This is a genomic window from Collinsella sp. BM28 (assembly GCF_054551995.1).
Genome location: NZ_JBTOLJ010000001.1, coordinates 1689886 through 1709989, shown reverse-complemented (window position 1 = coordinate 1709989; position 20104 = coordinate 1689886). Strand labels below are relative to the sequence as shown.

15 protein-coding genes are annotated in these 20104 nt (G+C 57.4%); 10 read left to right on the top strand and 5 right to left on the bottom strand.

The annotated features are described in order from the left end of the window. The first annotated feature begins 39 nt into the window (after positions 1-39). The 5 genes from ACX9NZ_RS07495 (at position 40) to ACX9NZ_RS07475 (ending at position 4859) form a co-directional block, all read left to right on the top strand. A complete protein-coding gene (locus ACX9NZ_RS07495) occupies positions 40-528 on the top strand; it encodes an S-ribosylhomocysteine lyase (protein WP_407496666.1) in 489 nt (162 codons plus the stop codon). A gap of 198 nt (positions 529-726) precedes the next feature. Beyond that, entirely contained in the window at positions 727-1566 is an 840-nt protein-coding gene (locus tag ACX9NZ_RS07490; protein ID WP_407496664.1) for a PRD domain-containing protein, read from the top strand. Positions 1567-1634: 68 nt separating this feature from the next. Continuing rightward, entirely contained in the window at positions 1635-3005 is a 1371-nt protein-coding gene (locus ACX9NZ_RS07485; protein WP_407496662.1) for a PTS transporter subunit EIIC, read from the top strand. A 105-nt stretch (positions 3006-3110) separates the two neighbouring features. Further along, on the top strand, positions 3111-4091 hold the full coding sequence (locus tag ACX9NZ_RS07480; RefSeq protein ID WP_407496660.1) for an alpha/beta hydrolase: 981 nt from the start codon (positions 3111-3113) through the stop codon (positions 4089-4091). Between the two features lie 123 nt (positions 4092-4214). Next, positions 4215-4859 carry a DUF4867 family protein gene (locus tag ACX9NZ_RS07475; RefSeq protein WP_407496658.1) on the top strand — a complete coding sequence of 215 codons (645 nt, stop codon included), beginning with the start codon at positions 4215-4217 and terminating at the stop codon, positions 4857-4859. Positions 4860-4978: 119 nt separating this feature from the next. Here ACX9NZ_RS07475 and ACX9NZ_RS07470 read toward each other — a convergent pair whose 3' ends face one another. After that, positions 4979-6085 carry an ATP-binding protein gene (locus ACX9NZ_RS07470; RefSeq protein WP_407496656.1) on the bottom strand — a complete coding sequence of 369 codons (1107 nt, stop codon included), beginning with the start codon at positions 6083-6085 and terminating at the stop codon, positions 4979-4981. 464 nt (positions 6086-6549) lie between these two features. Between ACX9NZ_RS07470 and ACX9NZ_RS07465 the strand changes: the two genes are divergently transcribed. Continuing rightward, positions 6550-7977 (top strand): 6-phospho-beta-glucosidase, encoded by a 1428-nt coding sequence (locus tag ACX9NZ_RS07465; protein WP_407496654.1) that lies wholly within the window; start codon positions 6550-6552, stop codon positions 7975-7977. A 243-nt stretch (positions 7978-8220) separates the two neighbouring features. On the opposite strand, the gene ACX9NZ_RS07460 is transcribed toward ACX9NZ_RS07465, so the two are convergent. The 3 genes from ACX9NZ_RS07460 to ACX9NZ_RS07450 form a co-directional block, all read right to left on the bottom strand. Then, positions 8221-9486, bottom strand: coding sequence for an ATP-binding protein (locus ACX9NZ_RS07460; RefSeq protein ID WP_158574784.1), 1266 nt, complete (start codon positions 9484-9486; stop codon positions 8221-8223). Positions 9487-9703: 217 nt separating this feature from the next. After that, positions 9704-11215 carry a nucleoside hydrolase-like domain-containing protein gene (locus tag ACX9NZ_RS07455; protein WP_118652441.1) on the bottom strand — a complete coding sequence of 504 codons (1512 nt, stop codon included), beginning with the start codon at positions 11213-11215 and terminating at the stop codon, positions 9704-9706. A 265-nt stretch (positions 11216-11480) separates the two neighbouring features. Beyond that, positions 11481-12818 (bottom strand): prolyl oligopeptidase family serine peptidase, encoded by a 1338-nt coding sequence (locus ACX9NZ_RS07450; protein ID WP_118652443.1) that lies wholly within the window; start codon positions 12816-12818, stop codon positions 11481-11483. Positions 12819-13308: 490 nt separating this feature from the next. Here ACX9NZ_RS07450 and ACX9NZ_RS07445 point away from each other — a divergent pair, with 490 nt between their 5' ends. The 3 genes from ACX9NZ_RS07445 (at position 13309) to ACX9NZ_RS07435 (ending at position 17766) form a co-directional block, all read left to right on the top strand. Beyond that, the gene (locus ACX9NZ_RS07445; RefSeq protein WP_118652445.1) at positions 13309-14757 is read left to right on the top strand and encodes a PTS transporter subunit EIIC; all 1449 of its coding nucleotides are present in this window, start codon (positions 13309-13311) and stop codon (positions 14755-14757) included. Positions 14758-14915: 158 nt separating this feature from the next. Beyond that, positions 14916-16223, top strand: coding sequence for an apiosidase-like domain-containing protein (locus ACX9NZ_RS07440; protein ID WP_294123614.1), 1308 nt, complete (start codon positions 14916-14918; stop codon positions 16221-16223). A gap of 247 nt (positions 16224-16470) precedes the next feature. Next, complete coding sequence (locus ACX9NZ_RS07435) at positions 16471-17766, top strand: ATP-binding protein (RefSeq protein ID WP_294123616.1); 1296 nt, start codon at positions 16471-16473, stop codon at positions 17764-17766. Between the two features lie 50 nt (positions 17767-17816). On the opposite strand, the gene ACX9NZ_RS07430 is transcribed toward ACX9NZ_RS07435, so the two are convergent. Continuing rightward, a complete protein-coding gene (locus ACX9NZ_RS07430; protein ID WP_118652451.1) occupies positions 17817-18464 on the bottom strand; it encodes a TetR/AcrR family transcriptional regulator in 648 nt (215 codons plus the stop codon). Positions 18465-18804: 340 nt separating this feature from the next. Here ACX9NZ_RS07430 and ACX9NZ_RS07425 point away from each other — a divergent pair, with 340 nt between their 5' ends. Continuing rightward, on the top strand, positions 18805-20103 hold the full coding sequence (locus tag ACX9NZ_RS07425; RefSeq protein ID WP_407496650.1) for an MFS transporter: 1299 nt from the start codon (positions 18805-18807) through the stop codon (positions 20101-20103). The last annotated feature ends 1 nt before the right edge of the window (position 20104 follow it).

The window sequence follows — 20104 nt, the reverse complement described above, 5'->3', positions numbered from 1 at the left end:
AAGAGCCCCGTCCTAAATTGACTACCGAGAGGATCTGCCATGGAGCGCATCGCGAGTTTTTCCGTTGACCATCTGCTGCTTGAGCCTGGCGTGTATGTGAGCCGCATCGACCGCGATCCGGCGACCGGTGCTGCCGTCACCACGTTTGACCTGCGCCTGACCACGCCCAACAAGGAGCCGGTCATGAACACGGCCGAGTGCCACACCATCGAGCACCTGGGCGCGACGTTCCTTCGCAACCATGCCGAGTGGTCGAGCCGCATTGTCTACTTTGGCCCCATGGGCTGCCGCACGGGCTTTTACCTCGTCGTATTTGGCGAAGTGACGAGCGAGGAGATCCTGCCGCTCGTGCGCGAGCTGTTTGAGTTTGTCGCCGACTTTGAGGGCGATGTCCCCGGAGCCGCTCCCGAAGAGTGCGGCAACTACCTGGACCAGAACCTCCCCATGGCAAACTGGCTCGCGCGTCGCTATCTCGACCGCAACCTGGCCGATATCGACGAGAAGCACCTGCACTACCAGCAGGCATAGGGCCGCCCTCTGCCTTCAAACCGTTCACACGGAGATATCGACCGTTTAACTGTTTAGAAGTGTTTATTCGAGGTCATTAGCACTAGCTCGCTTAAACTAGTTCTCAGAGTGATATTCAGGCAAGGCTCCTGAAGCAGCATCTGTTGACATTGATTGTCGGATTCTGCTTCGGGAGCCTTGTTCTGTTTAGGGGGGCACATGGAAATTGTTAAACGAATTAATACCAGCGCTGTCCTCTGTGTCGATGGAAATGGCAGACAGTTGGTTGCATTCGGCCGTGGTCTGGGGTTTAAGAATGTCGGAGATGAGGTCCCTCTTTCGGAGATTCAACGAACGTTTTATAACGTTAGCTCTCGCTACATCGCTCTCGTTGACGAGGTCCCCGACGAGCTTCTCGAGCTTACCTCGGATGTTATTGATATGTCGACAGGTTTGCTGCCTTATGAGGTGAGCCCTAATTTGCCGTTTATCCTTGCGGACCATATCGCGTATGCGGTTAAGCGCAAAGAGCAAAAAATCGTTGTCCGCATGCCTTTATCGTTTGATGTCCGCCAACAATATCCCGTCGAATTTAAAATCGGCGAGTATGCACTTAGGATAATCAGGAAACGTCTTAACGTTAGGCTTCCAGCTCATGAGGCAGTTGGAATTGCCATGGCGTTTATCAATAACATGGCCGATTCGGACTCATGCGAAGTAGTTAAAGAGTTTAGCGCGGATATCTACGATCGTGTTCTGGAGGAGTCAACCGTTGCTGTTGAAAATCGGCTTGGCATTCAAGTTGATCGGGAAGGTTTCGATTTCGCAAGGTTCGCAACCCATCTTCAGTACTTATTCAATAGGTTGAACTCTGGCGAAAGCATCGTGAGCGACAACCGCAAGATGTACCTCTCGCTCAAAAAAGAATATCCGGTGGCATCAATGTGCGCCGATGATATTGCTTCTGTTCTCAGCCGGCTGACGGGGCGGGAACTTATAGACGAAGAAAGACTCTACCTCATGATGCACATCAATCGAATTGCATCGAAAACAAGGTAATTAGTTGGCAAAGGCGCGCGCTTTGCTGATGGTTACATATAAAACTCAACATGGGAGAAATGGTATTTATGGCGGATACAACCAAGCTCGCTGCCGAGATTCTCGAGATGGTGGGCGGCGCAGACAACGTTACATTTGTAGCTCACTGCATGACTCGTTTAAGGTTCAACCTTAAGGACGAAAGCATCGTAGACGATGCAAAAGTCAAGGCGATTGATGGCGTGATCGACATTCGCCATTCCGCGGGGCAATATCAGGTGATTGTGGGACCTAAGGTCGATAAGGTCTATGAAATCGTTGCCAAGGAAACCGGGATTGATGCCGGAGATTCCGAGGCAAGCGAAGGAGAGACTAAGGGCTTGCTGGGAAAGTTAATGAAGTTCATCAGCGGCATCATGATGCCCGTTCTTCCTGCCTTGATCGCATGCGGAATGATAAACGCCATCCTTAGTATTCTGACGACGGCGGGTGCTGTTTCCGCCGAGAGCGGAATATACACTCTGCTGTACGGCATGGGAAATGCCTGCATGTATTTCCTGCCCGTTCTTGTCGGATCATCTGCTGCTCAGTTCTTTGGAACCGATCGATATATCGGTGCGGTACTCGGCGCAATCCTGGTTTATCCGACTTTCGTTGCTGCGGCCGGAGCGGGCGATGCGCTGGATTTGCTCGGCATGAAGTTCACAATGGTGAGCTATTCCTCCACGGTGTTTCCTGCTATCGTGGCGGCTTGGTTCGCATCCGTTCTTAATAAGTGGCTGCGGGCGGTTCTTCCCGATGTTGTGGCATTTGCGCTCGTCCCGTTCCTGACGGTTGCTGTTGTCGCCCCCGTCTCGCTCCTTGTGATCGGCCCCGTTATTCAGCAGGCGAGCTCTTTGCTTGCGGCTGCAGTGCTGGCGGTCTATCAGTTCAGCCCCGTCCTTTGCGGCGTTATTCTCGGGCCGATATTCGGTCTCGTTATGATCCCCCTTGGACTCCATTGGGCCCTGATCGTGCTTTCCATCAACAATATTATGACCGTCGGCTCCGATCCTATCCTTGGACTTCTCTGCTGCAGCATGGGTGTTGTCGGCGCTTGTTTGGCGTTTGCCCTCCGCTCGAAGGACCCGAGTGAAAAGAGTCTTGGGTTCAGCTGTGCCATTACGGGCTTTTTCGGGATTACGGAACCGGCGCTGTACGGCATCATCTTGGAGCACAAGAAGATCATTATCGCTTCCATGGTCGCCGGAGCAATCAGTGCTGTTATTCCGGCGATTTTCAACACCTGTACGTTCGTTATGACGTCGAGCGGCATTTTTAGCTTTCCCGGTTATATGGATCCTTCTGGTGATATGAGCAGCCTCATCGGCGCAATTCTTTGCAATGTCGTCGGTTTAATTCTTAACTTCGTTCTCGTTTACATCCTGTATCGCCCTGATGAAGAGGCAGTAGTGGAGTAGACAATTATTCGGGATGTAAGCTGCCGAAAACCCCGCGGCAGATTGCATGTGGTGGGCTTGCCGTTGATTCACGCGAGCCCACCCTCATTTTTGGAGTGACTGGCTATGACAATTACTGCCGATATGACGTTTGGCGAAATCGCGCTCCTTCCTGAGTTCGCTGGCTTTGGCGAGCACCTTATGCTTTGCCGGCCTTCAACTTGGGAGCGCATGTGGAATAAACCCATTGTGTCTCATATGAATTCTGATGCTAATCCATATGAAACTGCTCGTGTTTTGCGTGGATTGAATCGAATTGTCGAGCTCGTGGATGACGGGAGGCAGGTTGCCTACGATATTTGGGATGAAGCCGACTGCATCCGTGATCCGACTCGGCGCAATACGAAACTGTTCTTCTTTCCCGGGAGACCTAGGGCTCCCTTTATCATTGCGGTTTCGGGCGGAGGTTATCAGAGCGTTTGTCATCAAGTGGAAGGCTTTCCCGTTGCCCCCGAGCTCAACGATGCGGGCTATAACGTGTTCGTGCTGTCATACAGGGTGAGGGTCGAGCCTTTGATGCCGCGCCCAATCGACGATTTAAATCGAGCCGTCCGTTTTGTCCTGGAGAATTCAGCGATATTTAATGTCGCAAAAAGTTATGCAGTTATCGGCTTTTCTGCTGGTGCGCATTTAACTGCCGAGTGGGGGACGGACAACAAGGGATTTGCGTCCTACGGATGCGAGGCGCCAAAAGCCTTGGCCCTGTGTTATGCACCGATTGATCTTCATGGCTTTGAGAACGCATCAGACAATAGATTTCTTGATTCGGTGTGCGGCGGGGCTGGTCGCGACTCGCTCGATGATTTCTGTATTAATCAGCATGTGTGGGAGCAGTATCCTCCGACATATCTTTGGCAATGCGCTGACGATGATATTGTATCGCCCGACAATTATGAAAAGATGGTCGATGCTCTGGATGCAGCTGGAGTACACCATGAGGGAGTCATGTATTCAGAAGGGGGGCACGCATTGATGAAGCCCCATGCGCCGGAGACCGACTACTGGTGTATGAGCGTTATTGAGTTTCTTAAAGATTATCTCGACTAGGAAGCTGCATGTCGCTTTTTGAGCGGGTGATTTCGTCATGCAATGTTTTCGGTATTGATCGTGGTCGTGGATGAATGATGTTCTAGAATGTTCATACTGTCACATAAACGAACAGGTGCGAACATGCATATCTACTCTGTATCAGATCCCGAGTTCAAATCCTATGGTCGCGTGTGGGATGACGTGCCGTCCAGCCTGACCGCCCCGCTTGTCGAGGCGCTTGCGGCCACGCCCATCCCCGAGGGCAGCAAGTACGTGGAAAGCGCGTCGGAGCTCGAGGGCGTCAAGGGTGCCGATAAACTGGGCTTTCTCATGTTTGGCGGCCGTCCTTTCCAGCTGGGCTGGTGCAACGGCCACAACACACAGCTCAACTGTCTGGAGTATCACCGCGCCAGCGAGTTTAACCTGGGCGCCCGCGACTTTATCCTGCTTGTGGCGCATCGCTGGGAGATCGAGGACGGCAAGCTCGACACCGCTCAGGTCAAGGCGTTCCGCGTGCCGGCGGGCAAGGTTGTCGAGGTTTTCAACACCACGCTGCACTACACGCCGTGCATGGTCGACGACGGTGGCTTCCAGGTGATGGTGGCGCTGCCCGCTGGCACCAATGGCCCGCGCCCCGAGGCTGCAACCGACATGCCTGCTGCCGGTGACAGCTACTGCTACTGGAAGGCTGACAAGTGGGTTCTCTGCCATGCTGACAGCCTCAAGGCTGCCGAGGGTGGCTACGTAGGCCTCATCGGCAAGAACCTCGACATCACCCGCGACTAACTGCATTAACTTGCGGTGGAATACTTCCTGTTTAGGCACCGCGGGCCGCAAAACAGGAAGTATTTCACCGCAACTGCCCAAGCCACCACAAAGGTGCCTGTCTCCTTCGTGGTGGTTGCCTAGAGCTGGCTGCTCAGGTAATCAGCCATATATGGGACGGCGAAGCGCACGTAACCGCGGCGCGCCTGTTCGATAACGCCGGCGTCGATGAGGCGCCGGCGATACTTTTGCGCATAGTCGGGTGTGACTGACATGCGCTTCGCAACATCAGAAATGCGAGACACGGCGTCTTTGTCATCAGTCATTGCGGAGAGAAACGCGACGTCTTGGTCCGATAACGCGGCGAGCGTCGTTTCGCAGACATCGTTTTCGAAATCGACCTTCGACGCTTCGATGGCTCCGTCGATTTGCTCGCGCGCTGCACGTTCTCCAGCCTTGCAACGATTGGCGATGTTATAGCCGATGAGCTGCAGCATATAGGGTGAGCCTTGGGTCGCGCGAGCGGCACAGAGGCGAAGATGGCTTGGAATATCAAGGCAGAGCTCTTCGAAAGCCCGCTGGTAATAGGCGTCGACATCTCCGACCGAAAGCGGTTCGAGCGTGACCTTGCGAGCGCGGTTGAGAAACGTCAGCACGCGGTCATTGAGTGTTGCGCAGACGGCTCCCGGAAGGCCCGCCATGACGAGTGCGACGTTGAGTCGTTCGCCGACCAGTTCTTGATAGGCGGTGACGAGCTGTCTAATCTCAGGCGAATTTGCCTGGAGCTCGTCGATGAGGATGAGGATGCCGTGTTCCTGCTCGGTCAGTTTGCGCGCAAGCTGCGTGAGTTTGAACTGAAAACTCTTGGTCTCCTGCACGTCTCGTGTGAACTCGAGGCCTGCCGAGAACCCAAAAACACTCAGGCTGCCACCCGTGAATTTGGGAAGATAGCGTTTGTTGACGTAAGGCTCGCCTGCCTCTTGGATTTTCTCAACAATGCGCTCGAGCATATCCTCGGAGGCCACGGTAGGCGTGGCGACAACGAAGCCGAGCTTGCGTGCGCGATCGGCAAGTTCCCACAGAAGAACTGTCTTGCCGCTGCCTCGCTGACCAAGCATGAGCATGGCTCGGTCGCGATTGCCCGGCTCCTGCTCAAGGCCGGATATGAATGTCGAAATTACCGTTTCGCGCCCGACTAGATAAGAGGGGCGATTTCCAAATGAGGGGGAGAAGATGGGTTCAGTCATAAGTCTCCTTTCCTTTTTTTCCTATTTTTTCCTTTCTTTCCTATTTAGTCAAATGAGTTGTTGAGCGAAGGCGGTCACGTAGGCTTCACCGGCAAAACCTCGACATCACCTGCGACTAGAATCTTCTGTCTCGATCTGTAACATCTAGCGGGCTAAATCGTCTCTACCTGTTACAGATTTAGACAAACCGCAGGGGCCCGCCCGAAAATCTCGACCTGTAACGCCAGGCCCGGTTTTGGCTGCCTAACTGTTACAGATCGAGACAAACCGTGCCCAATCCGCCGCAAAGGTGCCTGTCCCCTTTGTGGTGGTTTGGGCGGGCAGGTATCAAAAAGTGTCAGACGGGGGCAGCTGCCGAGCGCCTGCGCGCGAAAAGAAGTGTCGGCCTGCGCTGCTGTTGTTGAGAGAGGCCCGTTTGCGGGGATACTGAAACTACGACAAACAGCGTGTGAAAGGGTTGATGCATGGCTTTCCGTAAAGACTTCCTGTGGGGCGGCGCAACGGCTGCCAACCAGTGCGAAGGTGCCTACAACGTGGATGGCCGCGGCTTGGCCAACGTCGACGTGATGCCGCACGGCCCCGAGCGCTTCGCCGTGGGCGCCGGCGTGCGCAAGATGCTCGACTTCGAGGACGGCTACTACTACCCCGCGCAGAGCGGCATCGACTTCTACCACCACTACAAGGAGGACATCGCCCTCTTCGCCGAGATGGGCTTCAAGACCTTCCGCATGAGCCTGGCATGGACGCGCATCTTCCCCAACGGAGACGAGCCCGAGCCCAACGAGGCCGGCCTCGCCTTCTACGAGGACGTGTTCCGCGAGTGCCGGAAGCACGGCATCGAGCCGCTCGTGACCATCACGCACTTCGATTGCCCCATCCACCTCATCAAGGAATACGGTGGCTGGCGCAACCGCAAGCTCATCGACTTCTACAAGAACCTCGCGACCACGATCTTCACCCGCTACAAGGGCCTGGTGAAGTACTGGCTCACCTTCAACGAGATCAACATGATCCTGCACCTGCCGTTCATGGGCGCCGGCCTGGTGTTCGAGGAGGGCGAGGACAAGGAGGCCGTCGAGTACCTGGCCGCCCATAACGAGCTCGTCGCCAGCGCCTGGGCAACCAAGATCGCCCACGAGATCGACCCCGAGGTCAAGATCGGCTGCATGCTCGCCGCCGGCAGCTACTACCCCTACAGCTGCCGCCCGGAGGACGTGCGCGCCGCCCAGCTCGAGAACCAGGACAACTACTTCTTCGTGGACGTGCAGAGCCGCGGCTACTACCCGGCGTACGCGCTCAAGAAGCTCGAGCGCGAGGGCATCGACGTCGGGATGACCGAGGAGGACAAGCAGATCCTGGCTGAGAACACGGTCGACTTCATCTCCTTCAGCTACTACTCCACGCGCTGCGCCGCCGGCGAGGGCTCCGACGCCGCCAAGACCGAGGGCAACGCCTTCGCCGGCGCCAAGAACCCCTACCTCAAGGAGAGCCAGTGGGGCTGGGCCATCGACCCGCTCGGGTTCCGCATCACCCTCAACGACCTCTACGACCGCTATCAGAAGCCGCTGTTCGTGGTGGAGAACGGCCTGGGCGCGAAGGACGTCGTCGAGGAGGACGGCTCCATCAACGACGATTACCGCATCGACTACCTGCGCCAGCACATCGAGGCCATGCGCGATGCGGTGACCGAGGACGGCGTCGACCTGCTCGGCTACACCACGTGGGGCCCCATCGACCTGGTTTCCGCCGGTACGGGCGAGATGTCCAAGCGCTACGGCTTCATCTACGTGGACCGCGACGACGCGGGCAACGGCACCCTCGCGCGCTCCAAGAAGAAGAGCTTCGACTGGTACAAGAAGGTCATCGCGACCAACGGCGAGGACCTGGCCTAAGGGCACTGAGGCACTCAACCTTGGGGCTCCAACCCTCCTCGCGTACCTAAAGTACGCTTCGTCGGGCTTGTCGCTCCCAATCTCAAGCACCTCAGGACCTTAGGAGGCGGACCTGACCGCCGTGTTTCGGAAGTCCTGCTTTATAACGTCCTAACCAAGGCGCCCGGCGAGCAGTTAATGCCCACCGGGCGTTTTGTTAAAAGAAGTGAAAGAAAGCAAAAGAAGTTAAAACTTGCAATTGCACTACGGCGCGAGAACATCCAGCGGAACAACTTGGACGCCGCGGTCAGTGACATAGGCTTGTGAGCCAAATCCAATGATTGCGACTTTCGAAACTGGCGGGTTGTTTCCGGCAGCGACCATACGCTTCTCGACAGCAACGAGACTGTCAGACGCCTCTTCGATTTGAGCAGAGCTGAGTTTAACTTCGATCGGAATCCACGTTCCACCGGGAGCCGCAATGACTGCATCGACCTCTAGATTGCGAGAATCGTGATAGTGATAGAGACCCATTCCATTTGCTTGCGCATAAACCCACAAATCATGAAGGGCCAACGATTCAAAAAGCAGTCCAAGCGTCTTGAAGTCCAGAAGTAATGTCTCCGGAGTCGCCCCGAGCGCAGCGGCCGCTAGTGACGGGTCAGCGAGATGATGCTTCTTCGATTCTCTTAGGTGCACTGGAGATCTCATTGCAGGGTTCCATGCGGGAATATCGCGAACGAAATTAACCCGAGCGAGAAGAGATATGTATGATGACGCCGTTTGTCTCGACACCTCTCCACCAAGATCGGCTACGAGCGTTTTGAGTGTCGCCAAAGTGGATTCATTGCGCGCAAGCGATTCAATGACAGCTTTGACCTTTTCAGGGTCGCGGCGAGGGCCGTCGACACGGGACAAATCTTCTTCGGCAACTATGTCGATGTATCGTTTGGCCATCGCGGACGCAGCCCGCGCATCGTGTCCGACCGCCGCAGGCCATCCACCACGAACAACGCACTCGGCAATCGAGGCAGAATCCAGCGACCCAAAAGCGCCATTGAACTTTTTGCCAGAAATAATGCCCGATAGCTTAACTGCACCGCTGGATTTCCCAAGTTCGAAAAGCGTCATGGTATCCATGCGCAGTTTGGCGAACCTTCCAGCGCCACTGTGCATCGGACGTTTGTCGTCTCGCGGTGTTGCCGACCCCGTAAATATGAACTGGCCAGGCTCACCGCCACGGTTGTCACATTCAAACCGTGCCGCGTCCCAAAGTTTCGGAACCTCCTGCCACTCGTCAATTAGCCGTGGCACCTCGCCGGAAACGGCAAGAGCTGGGTCAGTCTCGGCGCGTAAGCGATTCTCGAAGTTGCGGGACGGGTCCATGAGAAGGAGCCTGGACGCCGCACGGGTCTCGGCTGTGGTCGTCTTCCCGCACCATTTCGGTCCTTCGATGAGAACGGCACCGAATATGCCCAGCAGCTGGTCGAGCTCATTTTCGATAATTCTAGTGTAGTACTTCTTTGGCATAATTATCACCATTGTTTACCAGTGCGTTTAACCGAAATTACAGTTATTATTTAACCAAACTTCAACTCTTTGACTAACCATATTTACGCATTTCAATTAACGAAACAGATTAAACATCTACTGTCTGAGTTGGCAGTTGGGGACGTTCTTAAATGAGTGGCAGTTGGGGACACTCCTTGTCGAATGTGGCGGCTGTCGAATGTGGACGCCGTCCTTGCTACGCCACGGTCACGGCGACCTGGGCGTAGCGGGTGCAGGGGCGCTCGGCGCGCGTCTGGACGGTGAGGGTGAGCACGAAGCGGTCGCCGGGTCGTGCGTCGGCGGGCACGATGAAAGCGGCGTCCATCGCGCATTCATGCCACAGCGACAGATCCTGGACGCCTGCATAGCTCGACGGGTCCACGGCGACATCCCAATGCGCATCGAAGCCCCTGCCGTCGGGGTCGACGATGGTCGCTGAAAGGGCGACACGCTCACCGGCTGTAGCACTGCGGTCGGTCGCAACCTCGACAACATGCGCCGGATGCGAGCAGATGGCCGGATCATGGGCACACCATTGCGCGCGGGCGGCAAAGTCTTCCTGATAAGCACGCAGGTAGGGATTGAGATTGTCGTCTGCGGGCGTGCTGATGGAGGTAAAATCGGCGGGCGCCTTCGCATCGGGGTGTCCATCAAGAAACATGCGGCCGAGTAGCGTATCGAAGTCGCGGTCGTCAATACCGCGCAGGCCAAACGGCAGCAGCGGAATATAGGTCATGCTGTCGCCTTCGGCCATAAAGTCGCCGCGCTCAAACTGCATCGCGGGTATGCCTTCTAGACCCCAATCCAGACGGGCATGCTTGCCAAACTGAAAGCGCTCGGGCTCGTTTTCGTAGACCTTACCGTCGCCATAGAGCATATAGCGTGCCATGAGGGGGCCGTTGCCCTGCGTGAGATTCAGCTCGGGCCAAGGGGCCTTAAACAGCGGCAGCGTATCGGGCTGAGCCGTCTTGGCATCGACATAGCCGCCATACATATAAGGCATGCACCAAAAGATGAGCTCGGGAAAGAGCTCGCGCCCATGGTCGAGCCATGAGTTGTCCTGCCCTACGCCATCGGCAACGCCCATCACGCGCACCTTCTGATAGACCCGCTGCTGCACGGCAGGCCATTCGGGCGTGGCGCGATAACGCTCGGCAATACTCATGAGGGCGCGAACGATGGTGTTCATGCCACCCCAGCTGAGCAGCCATAACGTACGCGGATCATCGTCCAAAATCGCCTGAGCAATTACGCGAGACCCCTCAGTTTCCTCAGCCACATCACCCTCAAAGGCAACATTTCCCACAAAGGTGCGCTCGATCATCTGGGCAGGCGTGGGAAACGGAGACTCACCGGCAGCGTCCGCATTCGCCTGCAACTGTGGCCAAGCCTGAGCATATTCATTACTCCAGAGGCTCTCAATCCAATGCTCGGGAAACGGTCGATACTCGCGAAGCTCGCCGGCCAGCGAATCAGGCTCATGAGGCACAACAGCCCACTCATAAGAGCGACGCCCTTTGGTCCGCCAATGCGAATTCACCTCGCCCAGCGTATGAACCCCATCCCCAAGAAAGTGATACTGCGAAGCCGTATACACCACAGCTTGCACGTCAAGCAAGTTAAGATACAGAGCCAAATGAACGAGCGAGTTCATATCATCGACTTCCATATCAGTAGTAACAATCACCCGAGTCAAACTCTGGGACATAAGAAAAGCTCCAACCAAAATCAATTCAGCCAGTTACGCGCAAGGCAAGACGGGACCCACGCCCCCATCGCCACCGATCCGGCGTGCTGCCGGAAGCGCTCGTCCAGCGTTTCGAACAACGTTAACTTAGGGGCCCTGGTCTTTAGTTTTGTAAACACTCCGCAGCGCGGGCCCCGCTTATCCGATGCTCCGAAGGAGCAGGATAGGCGGGGCTCAGGCGCGAGGACGTTTACAAAACTAAAGGCCAGGGCCCCCGATGGGATGGCTACCTCGAAACTCTGGCCGACCACTCCCAGCAGCCCACCGGCTCGCCGTCGATGAGTACGTTGCCCCCGTCGAAGTCTTGATAACACAGGTCGTTGAATTGGTGGATCCACACGCCGTGGTTGAACGTCTTCTTAGGCGAGCCGTCGGCCTCGCGATAGCGTCCGGTCAGGTCCTCGACATGGCTAAAGTACGTGAGGTGCACGTTGGCTCCGGCGTCATGCAGGCGTGCCGTGAGCGGCAGCACGGTCTGCTGCGGCGACACGAGCTCGTCGCCCTTGGAGTGCGTAAACCACAGCGGCGTCTTGGCGAGTGCGGCGACGTCCTCGTCCGTGGCGTTGTACCACGGGGCGCAGCAGGGAAGGCCGGCGGCGAAGAAATCGGGGTAGTCGGCGCACAGGCGCAGGGTCATAAAGCCGCCGTTGGAAAGGCCGGCGACCACGATGCGGTCGGTGTCGATGCGCTCGGCATGCTCGGCGACAAACTCGTCAATGAGCGCCTTGAGCACGGGGGAGTAGATGCTCTGGTTGGAGCGGCCGAGCTGCTCGACGCCGTTGTCCATCCAAAACGTGGGAGACTGCGGCACAAGCACCCAGGCAAAGCCGCCAAAGTAGCGCTGGATTTGCGCCTGGCTAATGGCCGTCACGCGGTTGCCGATATAGGCGCGCGTGGCGCCCTCGCCCTGCGTGGAGCCCTTGCCCTCGCCGGCGCCGTGCAGGTACACCACGAGCGGGGCCTTCTGGGGCACGACCGTGGCCTCGGGCGCAAAGGGATTGAAGCAGGCGGAATCCTCGGCCTTAAAGCTGGGCTCGAAGAAGCCGTACTCGAGCGCGATGCCATTGACGGGGGTCTTTTGCGTGGCGTTGCTCCAGCCCTTGAGCGCGGGGCAGATATCGCCGCGGCAGGTGTCGAAGGCCAGACCGCAGGTGGGATCGTCGCCGTCGTTGCCGGGAAGAGCTGCGAGCTGCGTGATGTGCAGCTGGTCATCGAGCATGCGCGAGCCCATGACGCCGCCTTCGATCTTTTTGGTCAGGCGCTGCTCGGCGACCTCGAGTGCCACATGGGTGCCCACGGCGAGCTTGCGGCCGTTTTCGTCACACGGATACGCGGCGAGAACATCGATGTAACCCACGGAGGGTGCGGCATGGTCGGCGCCATGCTCCTTGCGCATCAGGATCTCGCCCGTGCGCTCGTGACGCTCTACATATATATGGAAAGTGCTCGCATCGATATCGTTGGCGCGCACGGTGCAGGGCAGGTCGAGAACGACCTTGCTGATCCAGGGGCCAAAGTCGCCCAAGGTGGTGACGGTTGCGTAGGCGCACGATTTGAGTTCCATGAGCTGCCTCCCTTATGCCGCGCGTGCTAAACAATCACGGCAATACAATCTAAATATGTTTAGTGTAAAGCAGAATTAGAGAATAAGCAGATGAACTCGGTAAACGGTCGCATCAAACGCTCAATGAATTACTAAACACTCGTCTACTACTATCTAACAGGGCTTTTGTTGATGAATCAACAAGGCATTGAGGTGCCAGATTATATAAAATCCCACGTAAACGACCATTTATAAATAAACGGATCTATATGCAATGCCTCGGCATTCAATTACCTTCACCCCCGATTTCCTACCGTTCACCGGACTGCAAACGGCAAAACTACCACAAATTCAACGCTCCGTGTAAACTAAACGCTGTAAACGTTCAGTAAACAGATTGTTTACGACAGCGTATCCAAGGGCTCGGCAGCCGTAAGGGGTTATAGTCGCCGGGCCAAAGGCGTGCCTACGTCCAAACGGGTAGGCACACGATGATATGGGGAGGGGTCCCATGGCAGTAGATAACAAGCAGATTGCCACCGATGTCCTCGAGCTCGTGGGCGGTGCGGAGAATGTTGCCGTCGCCACCAACTGCATGACGCGCCTGCGTCTGACGCTCAAGGACAACAGCAAGGCCGACGTGGAGAAGATCAAGAAGGTCAAGGGTGTTCTGGGTTGCCAGTTCGCCGGCAGCCAGCTCCAGGTCGTCATTGGCCAGAACGTGCCCAAGGTGCTCGCCGAGTTCGTCGCCATGTCCGGCGTCAAGCAGGGTGCCGCGGTCGACGAGAACCTCGACGCTCCTAAGGAGAAGTTCGAGCTCAAGAACCTGCCCAACATCATCCTCGACTACCTGTCGGGTTCCATGACCCAGCTGATTCCGCTGCTCATGGCCGGTGGTCTGTTCCGCACCATCGCTGCGGTCCTCGGCCCCACCATGCTCGGCGTCCTTTCCGACACCGACCCGACCTACACGTTCCTCTACACCACCCTGTACGAGGCCACGTTTACCTTTATCCCCATCTACCTGGGCTATGCCGCCGCTAAGAAGCTCGGCGCTTCCCCGGTTCTGGGCATGCTTCTCGGCGGCGCCCTCATGGCCCCGTCCGTCGTGAGCGTCGCGACTCAGGAGGGTGGCGGAATCATCTCCGTCTACGGCATCCAGATCGCCGCTGCCAACTATCAGCAGTCCGTCCTGCCGATCATCCTCTCGGTGCCGGTCCTCTACTTTGTCGAGAAGTTCTTTAAGAAGGTCATGCCCGACGTGCTGTCCACGGTCTTCACGCCGTTCTGCACCATGATCGTCACTATCCCCATTGCCTTCATCGTTCTCGCCCCGATCGGCAACGAGATCGGCAGCCTCATCGCCAACGCCCTCTTTGGTCTTGCTGACCTCGGCGGCATCGGCATCCTGATCGTCATGGCCGTCCTCGGCGCCTTCTGGCAGCTCTTCGTGGTCTGCGGCATGCACATGCCCGTCATCCTGCTCGCTCAGGTTCAGATCATCGCCGCCGGCTACGATCCCTTCGTCTTCGTTTCCACCAACTGCGCCATGGCCGCTGTCTGGGGCTGCGCTTTCGGTGCCTTCCTCAAGATGAGGAACCCGGACGAGAAGGGTCTTGCCCTGGGTTACGTCATCTCCGCTATCGCCGGTGGCGTCACCGAGCCCGCGCTCTTCGGTATCCTCATGCGCTTCCGTCGCACCATGCTCGGCATGTTCATTGGCGGTGCCATCGGCGCTGTGTTCTCCGGCCTCATGGGTGTTACCTACTACCTGGCCGGCGGTGCCTCCAACTTCCTGGTCTTCACCAACTACCTGCAGGGTGGCCAGATGAACACCGTGTGGGCGATCGTCGGCATGGCAATTTCCTTCGTCATCGCCGCCGCCGTGGTGTTCGCGACCGGCTTCTCCAAGGAGGAGCTCGCCGAGATGGACGAGGAAGAGGCTCCGGCTCTCGCCTAGCGTGTAACGCGCATTTCTGAGTAGGTTGAGATGGCCCCCGCCGCTCGCCTACATTGACTCAGGGCCCCGCTCGGCATCCGCCCGGCGGGGCTTTCGTTATCGAATCTGCTATCCGATAATTCGACTACGGGTACGGGTCGAGAAGAGAAGGGAATCGCATGGGACTTGGCAAGCTCGCGGTGAATGACCGCAAGGACGGCTTCACGCTCGACGGGAAGCCTTGGTTTTGGCTGGCGGATACGTGCTGGAGCGCCTTTACCAGCATCGAACTGTCCGATTGGGAGTACTACCTCGCGCGTCGAGCGGAGCAGGGCATCAACGTGCTGCAGGTCAACACGCTTCCGCAGTGGGATCGCTGTCGCCCGGACCTCGGCATCTACCCGTACGCCAGCGAGGACGGGACGGTGTTCGACTGGTCTGCCCCCAACGAGGCGTATTGGGAGCGCGCCCGAGAGATGTGCCGGATGGCGGTCGAGTATGGTATCCGCCCGGCGCTCGTCTTGCTGTGGTGCAACTACATCCCGGGTACGTGGGGGTCGATGATCGCGCAGAAGCTCGGCGCGCCCGTCATGCCGCTCGACGAGATCCGCCCCCATATCGAGCGCGTCGTGAGGCATCTTGGCGAGTTCGATCCCGTCTACGTGGTTACGGGCGATACCGATTTCAAGTCGGACGAGGCGATTCGCTATTACGAGGAGGGCCTTTCCGCCGTGTGCGAGCTGGCGCCGAACGCCCTTCGGTGCATGCACATCAACCGTGCCAACCGCACGATTCCCGAGCGGTTCATCGATCGTTTGGACTTCTACATGTACCAGCCCGGCCATAATTACGAGGGTCAGAGCGAGGCGTGGAAGCTCCCCGAGGATTTCCGTGCGAGCTATCCCCAAAAGCCCCTGCTGAATTCAGAGCCCTGCTACGAGCAGATGGGCGCGAGCCGCAACGTGTACTGGCGCTTCACGGCCCAGGATTGTCGTGCAAGCGCCTGGTCGGGCATCCTCTCGGGCGCCGCGGCGGGTCTGACGTACGGCGCGCACGGCGTATGGAACTGGCAGACGGCACAGAGCAAGGGATCGGTGTTGGGCGAGGGCTTCGACATGCCGTTCCGTTGGCAGGAGTGCCTGCAGTTCCCTGGCGTGTGGGACTATGGCATGGTGCCCCACGTGCTCAATTCCTTAACCGAGGGCGGCTTTCACGCGGTCGTGCCCGCCCAAGAGCTGCTGGACGATGCCCGCGAGGCCATCCGCGTTGCGCGCGTGGGCGATCGCGTGGTCGCCTACCTGCCGCGTACGACGGCGCTCAAGCTCCATGGGCCGTTTGCCGATATGGAGGCGATCGCATTCGATCTCGAGGACAAGCGCGTGGCGCATCTGCCCATGCGCGTGGACGCCCAGACGGGGACGACGCGCGTCGAGCAGCATCCCTTCGGCCACGACGCGCTGGTGATCCTCAAGCCGGCCGCGCATTAGGCGGTTTGCTTGTCTGACAGTTGTCTATGCCGCAACGAAGTAATGAAGCCCCAGTGCCAAGTGCGCTGGGGCTTCTTGCCGTGCGGGTCAATCATTTCGCGAACTGAGCGCGTTCGTGACTGACGTGCCTCGAAAATTCAGAAATAATGGCTCGATTTTTCAGAAAAATAGGCTCGAAAATTCGATAAAAGTCGCTCGAAAATTATTTATACTAAATTCATTGCCCGTTCACGCGGAGGTGATATGTATGGGTCTTAAGCCTTCCGGATATTTGCCTCGACTGACAGATTCGATTATCGAACGGAGGATGAAGGCATTCGGCGCCGTGGAGGTTGCCGGTCCGAAGTTCTGCGGGAAAACATGGTCGAGCATGGCACAGGCGGCGAGCATAGCTCATTTGGACGATGCGGGCACTCGTCGTATGGCGGAGCTTGACGTATCTCTAACACTCGAAGGGCAGCTCCCCCATGTGATTGATGAATGGCAGGACGTTCCGACAGTTTGGGACGCGGTGCGGCGAAGCGTAGACGAGCATGGCAACAAGCGTGGCATGTATCTGTTGACGGGTTCCTCGACGGTCGATAAGAGTAAAGTCTCGCACAGCGGTGCAGGGAGGATAGCGACGGTCCCCATGCGCACCATGAGTTTATTCGAGAGCGGGGAGTCAACGGGGGCGGTCTCTCTTCGTGGATTGTTCGAAGGCCAGTTTGTTGGCGGTGTGGCATCGACTGATGTACGCAAGCTTGCCTATGCGATTTGCCGAGGTGGATGGCCCGCGGCGCTCGAGGGCGATGATGAACTGGTCGGAGATATCGCGGCGCAATACCTGGATGCACTATTTTCTGTGAGCGCGGTAAAGGCCGGACTTGATTCGCGCATGGCTCGGAGATGCGCATCGTCGCTGGCGCGAAACATGGGGACGTCCCTGACGTATCGCACGATGTACGCCGATTTGCATGAGGGAGTTGTGCCATCGGGTGTCGCAGCATCGTATTTTCAAAGTGAGCTGGAACCCTACGTCTCGTTTTTCGAGGACCAGTATTTTATAGAAAACCAGGTTGGCTGGGACGCTCCTATCAAATCTAAGTCCAGGATTCGCTCAAAGCCAAAACGCACGTTTACGGATCCCTCACTGCCCGCTTCGTTGCTGGGAATGTCTCCCGAGCGCTTGTTACGCGAGACGCAGACATTCGGTACGTTATTCGAGGAGCTGTGCCTTCGTGACGTTCGCGTGTACAGCACCGCATTGGGCACAATGCCGAATCCCATCGTTTCCTATTACGGCGACGCTGACGGGCTTGAGGTGGATATTGTTGTCGAACTGCCTGATGGGAGGTGGGGGGCATTCGAGGTCAAGTTGAGCGAAGAAAAGGTGCCCGCAGCGGAGGCGAACTTGCTACGCTTGAGGGATAAAATCGCTCGCAACCCAGCGGCGCGCAATGCAGACCCTTCGTTTTTGGCGGTGCTCGTCGGCAAGGCATCATATACGTGGAAAATGCCGAGTGGCGTCTATGTCATACCCATCACGGAGCTTGGAGCGTAGAGTTAACTCAATTTCTGCCGATTTCGATGTTGCGAAAAGTTACCGCGCCGTTATCGATAACCCTCCCATAAGGGGAGGGGGAAGAGAACGTCCTCGAATTTGGCCCATTCTGCGGGATAGTCGATTTCATCCGGACGGGCAACCCAGCGCCCCTCAAGGCCGTACATCGCCGCCATGGCGCAGGAGAACGTGTCGTGCGCGTTGACCCCCTCCGGCACGCTCCATGCAATCTTCTGCTCCGGGTCGGTGATGTTCTTCGAGCGCTTATTGAAGTAGTCGTGCATTGGGCTCGCCGTGCTCATGCCCTCGGTGTTAAGCGTTTGGAACAGCATGACGAGTTCCGGCTGGTTGTTGTTCTCGGCAACGACGAGGCGGCAGTACTCGGGGATTTTCGGCTGCTGTCCCTCGAGGGCCCCGCCGGGTGCAAAGAGCGAAACATAGTCATCGGCCGATGAGCAGCGATCGTAGTAGTGTCGGATCACTTCTAGGAGCAGTCCGTGCTTGCTGCCCACGTAATGCAAGACGCCGGGCTGGCTAATGCCTACGGCATCGGCGACCGCCTGGAGGGACATGCCGGTGTAGCCGCGCTCGTTGATAAGGCGGACGGCAGCCTGGACGATTTGGTCGAGGCGTTCCTGTGCGGCGACGCTGCGCTTCGCTGCGGTGCGCACAGATTTTTTGGGGGATGCTTCGGTCATTCGTGGTTCTCCTCAAGTGGGCGCGGGTGGGAATATGCCCGCGCCCTCCCAATGCTAGCTGAAATTCGTGCGAATGGTTGACGCCGCACTCTGCTTTCGTGGAGAGCATATGCCGTTCACCTAGGGATTCATACCGCTTGCATAGATAAGTACTTACTGAGTATTAAGTAACCTTACTATGCAGATAGTAAGTTACTTAGTACTCAGTAAGTAACGTGCTGGCGCATCCCAGATCGCAACCTCTCTCCCGATCGTCCTCGAATCCAAGGCAGAACCCCTCCTTGTGGCTTCGAGGGTGCGCCTCCTTTTGCGCATCACCACTTCGAAGGGAGCCAATCTCATGGCCCAGCAGACAGCAACAGCGACGTTTGACGAGAATGTCATTGCCCCCGACACGGGAAAGCCCATGCCGAAAACGGAGACATGGCGCTTCATGATCGGTTTCATCATCTTCGGCGTCATGTGGATGATGTCCGGCACAATCGGCTCGAACGTATTGTTCCCCGAGCGCTTTAACGGTTTGGGAATCGGTCAGCCCGAGGCGATTCTGGCGACCATGAACTCCGTCGGTTCCGTGTTCGCGCTCGTGTCGAACCTCGTGTTCGGCGCCCTTTCCGACCACTGCCACTCTCGCTTTGGCAAGCGCACGCCGTTCATCGTGGTGGGCGGCTTCATCTGCGGTGCCGCGTTCTGGAGCACTTCGGTTGCCACCACACTTCCCATGATCGTCGCGTCGTGGTGCGTCCTCCAGATCGGTCTGAACTGCATGCTTGCGCCCGCCGTGGCGGTGCTGTCCGACCGCATCCCGCTCAATAAGCGCGGCACGCTCTCGGCGTTTTACGGCGGCGGTGCCACCGCCGGTCAGTCCGTCGGTACCATCATCGGCACGCAGTTCCTCTCCAACCCGGTCCCCGGTTTTGTGATCGGCACGGTCTCCTGGTTGCTCACCGGCATCCTCGCCATCATCATCTGGCCTCGTGAGAAGTCTGCCGCGCTGGCGGATGGCGAGAAGAAGAAGGAGGAGCTGAACCTCGTCTCGCTCCTCAAGATGTTCGTTCCGCCCACCAAGAACTGCCGCAACTTCTACCTTGCCCTGGTCGGTCGTCTGCTCCTCATCTTTGGCTACTTCTGCGTCAATGGCTACCAGCTCTACATTCTCGAGAAGTACATCGGCTTGCCCGTTGCCGAGGCGGGAGCGGTCCTGTCTTCCATGTCCGTTGTGATCATGGTGGTCTCCCTCATCTCCTCACTGACATCGGGCGCCATATCCGACAAGCTCGGCGCGCGTAAGCCCATCATCGCGGTCGCCACCTTGCTTATCGCCGTTGGCATCGCCGCGCCGTGGATCCTCAAGTCCGTCATGGGCATGTACGGTTTCGCACTGCTCGCCGGTCTGGGCTACGGCATCTACTCCTCCGTTGACCAAGCGCTGAACGTTGACGTTCTCCCAAGCAAGGAAGAAGCTGGCAAGGACCTCGGCATCCTGAACATCGCCAACACCATCGGCCAGATTCTTGGACCCATTGTCACATCGTCCATCGTGGTCGCCACCGGCTCCTACTTCATGGCCTTCCCCGTCGCGATCGTTCTTGTCGTGGTTGGCTTCGTCTTCATCGCGCTCATCAAGGGCGTCAAGTAAA

Bases quoted from the DNA above. Each gene is read 5' to 3' on its own strand.
- ACX9NZ_RS07475 (WP_407496658.1), top strand. From the start codon at position 4,215: ATGCATATCTACTCTGTATCAGATCCCGAGTTCAAATCCTATGGTCGC.
- ACX9NZ_RS07470 (WP_407496656.1), bottom strand. From the start codon at position 6,085: ATGACTGAACCCATCTTCTCCCCCTCATTTGGAAATCGCCCCTCTTAT.
- ACX9NZ_RS07445 (WP_118652445.1), top strand. From the start codon at position 13,309: ATGGCAGTAGATAACAAGCAGATTGCCACCGATGTCCTCGAGCTCGTG.
- ACX9NZ_RS07460 (WP_158574784.1), bottom strand. From the start codon at position 9,486: ATGCCAAAGAAGTACTACACTAGAATTATCGAAAATGAGCTCGACCAG.
- ACX9NZ_RS07450 (WP_118652443.1), bottom strand. From the start codon at position 12,818: ATGGAACTCAAATCGTGCGCCTACGCAACCGTCACCACCTTGGGCGAC.
- ACX9NZ_RS07455 (WP_118652441.1), bottom strand. From the start codon at position 11,215: ATGTCCCAGAGTTTGACTCGGGTGATTGTTACTACTGATATGGAAGTC.
- ACX9NZ_RS07490 (WP_407496664.1), top strand. From the start codon at position 727: ATGGAAATTGTTAAACGAATTAATACCAGCGCTGTCCTCTGTGTCGAT.
- ACX9NZ_RS07480 (WP_407496660.1), top strand. From the start codon at position 3,111: ATGACAATTACTGCCGATATGACGTTTGGCGAAATCGCGCTCCTTCCT.
- ACX9NZ_RS07495 (WP_407496666.1), top strand. From the start codon at position 40: ATGGAGCGCATCGCGAGTTTTTCCGTTGACCATCTGCTGCTTGAGCCT.
- ACX9NZ_RS07425 (WP_407496650.1), top strand. From the start codon at position 18,805: ATGGCCCAGCAGACAGCAACAGCGACGTTTGACGAGAATGTCATTGCC.
- ACX9NZ_RS07440 (WP_294123614.1), top strand. From the start codon at position 14,916: ATGGGACTTGGCAAGCTCGCGGTGAATGACCGCAAGGACGGCTTCACG.
- ACX9NZ_RS07430 (WP_118652451.1), bottom strand. From the start codon at position 18,464: ATGACCGAAGCATCCCCCAAAAAATCTGTGCGCACCGCAGCGAAGCGC.
- ACX9NZ_RS07465 (WP_407496654.1), top strand. From the start codon at position 6,550: ATGGCTTTCCGTAAAGACTTCCTGTGGGGCGGCGCAACGGCTGCCAAC.
- ACX9NZ_RS07435 (WP_294123616.1), top strand. From the start codon at position 16,471: ATGGGTCTTAAGCCTTCCGGATATTTGCCTCGACTGACAGATTCGATT.
- ACX9NZ_RS07485 (WP_407496662.1), top strand. From the start codon at position 1,635: ATGGCGGATACAACCAAGCTCGCTGCCGAGATTCTCGAGATGGTGGGC.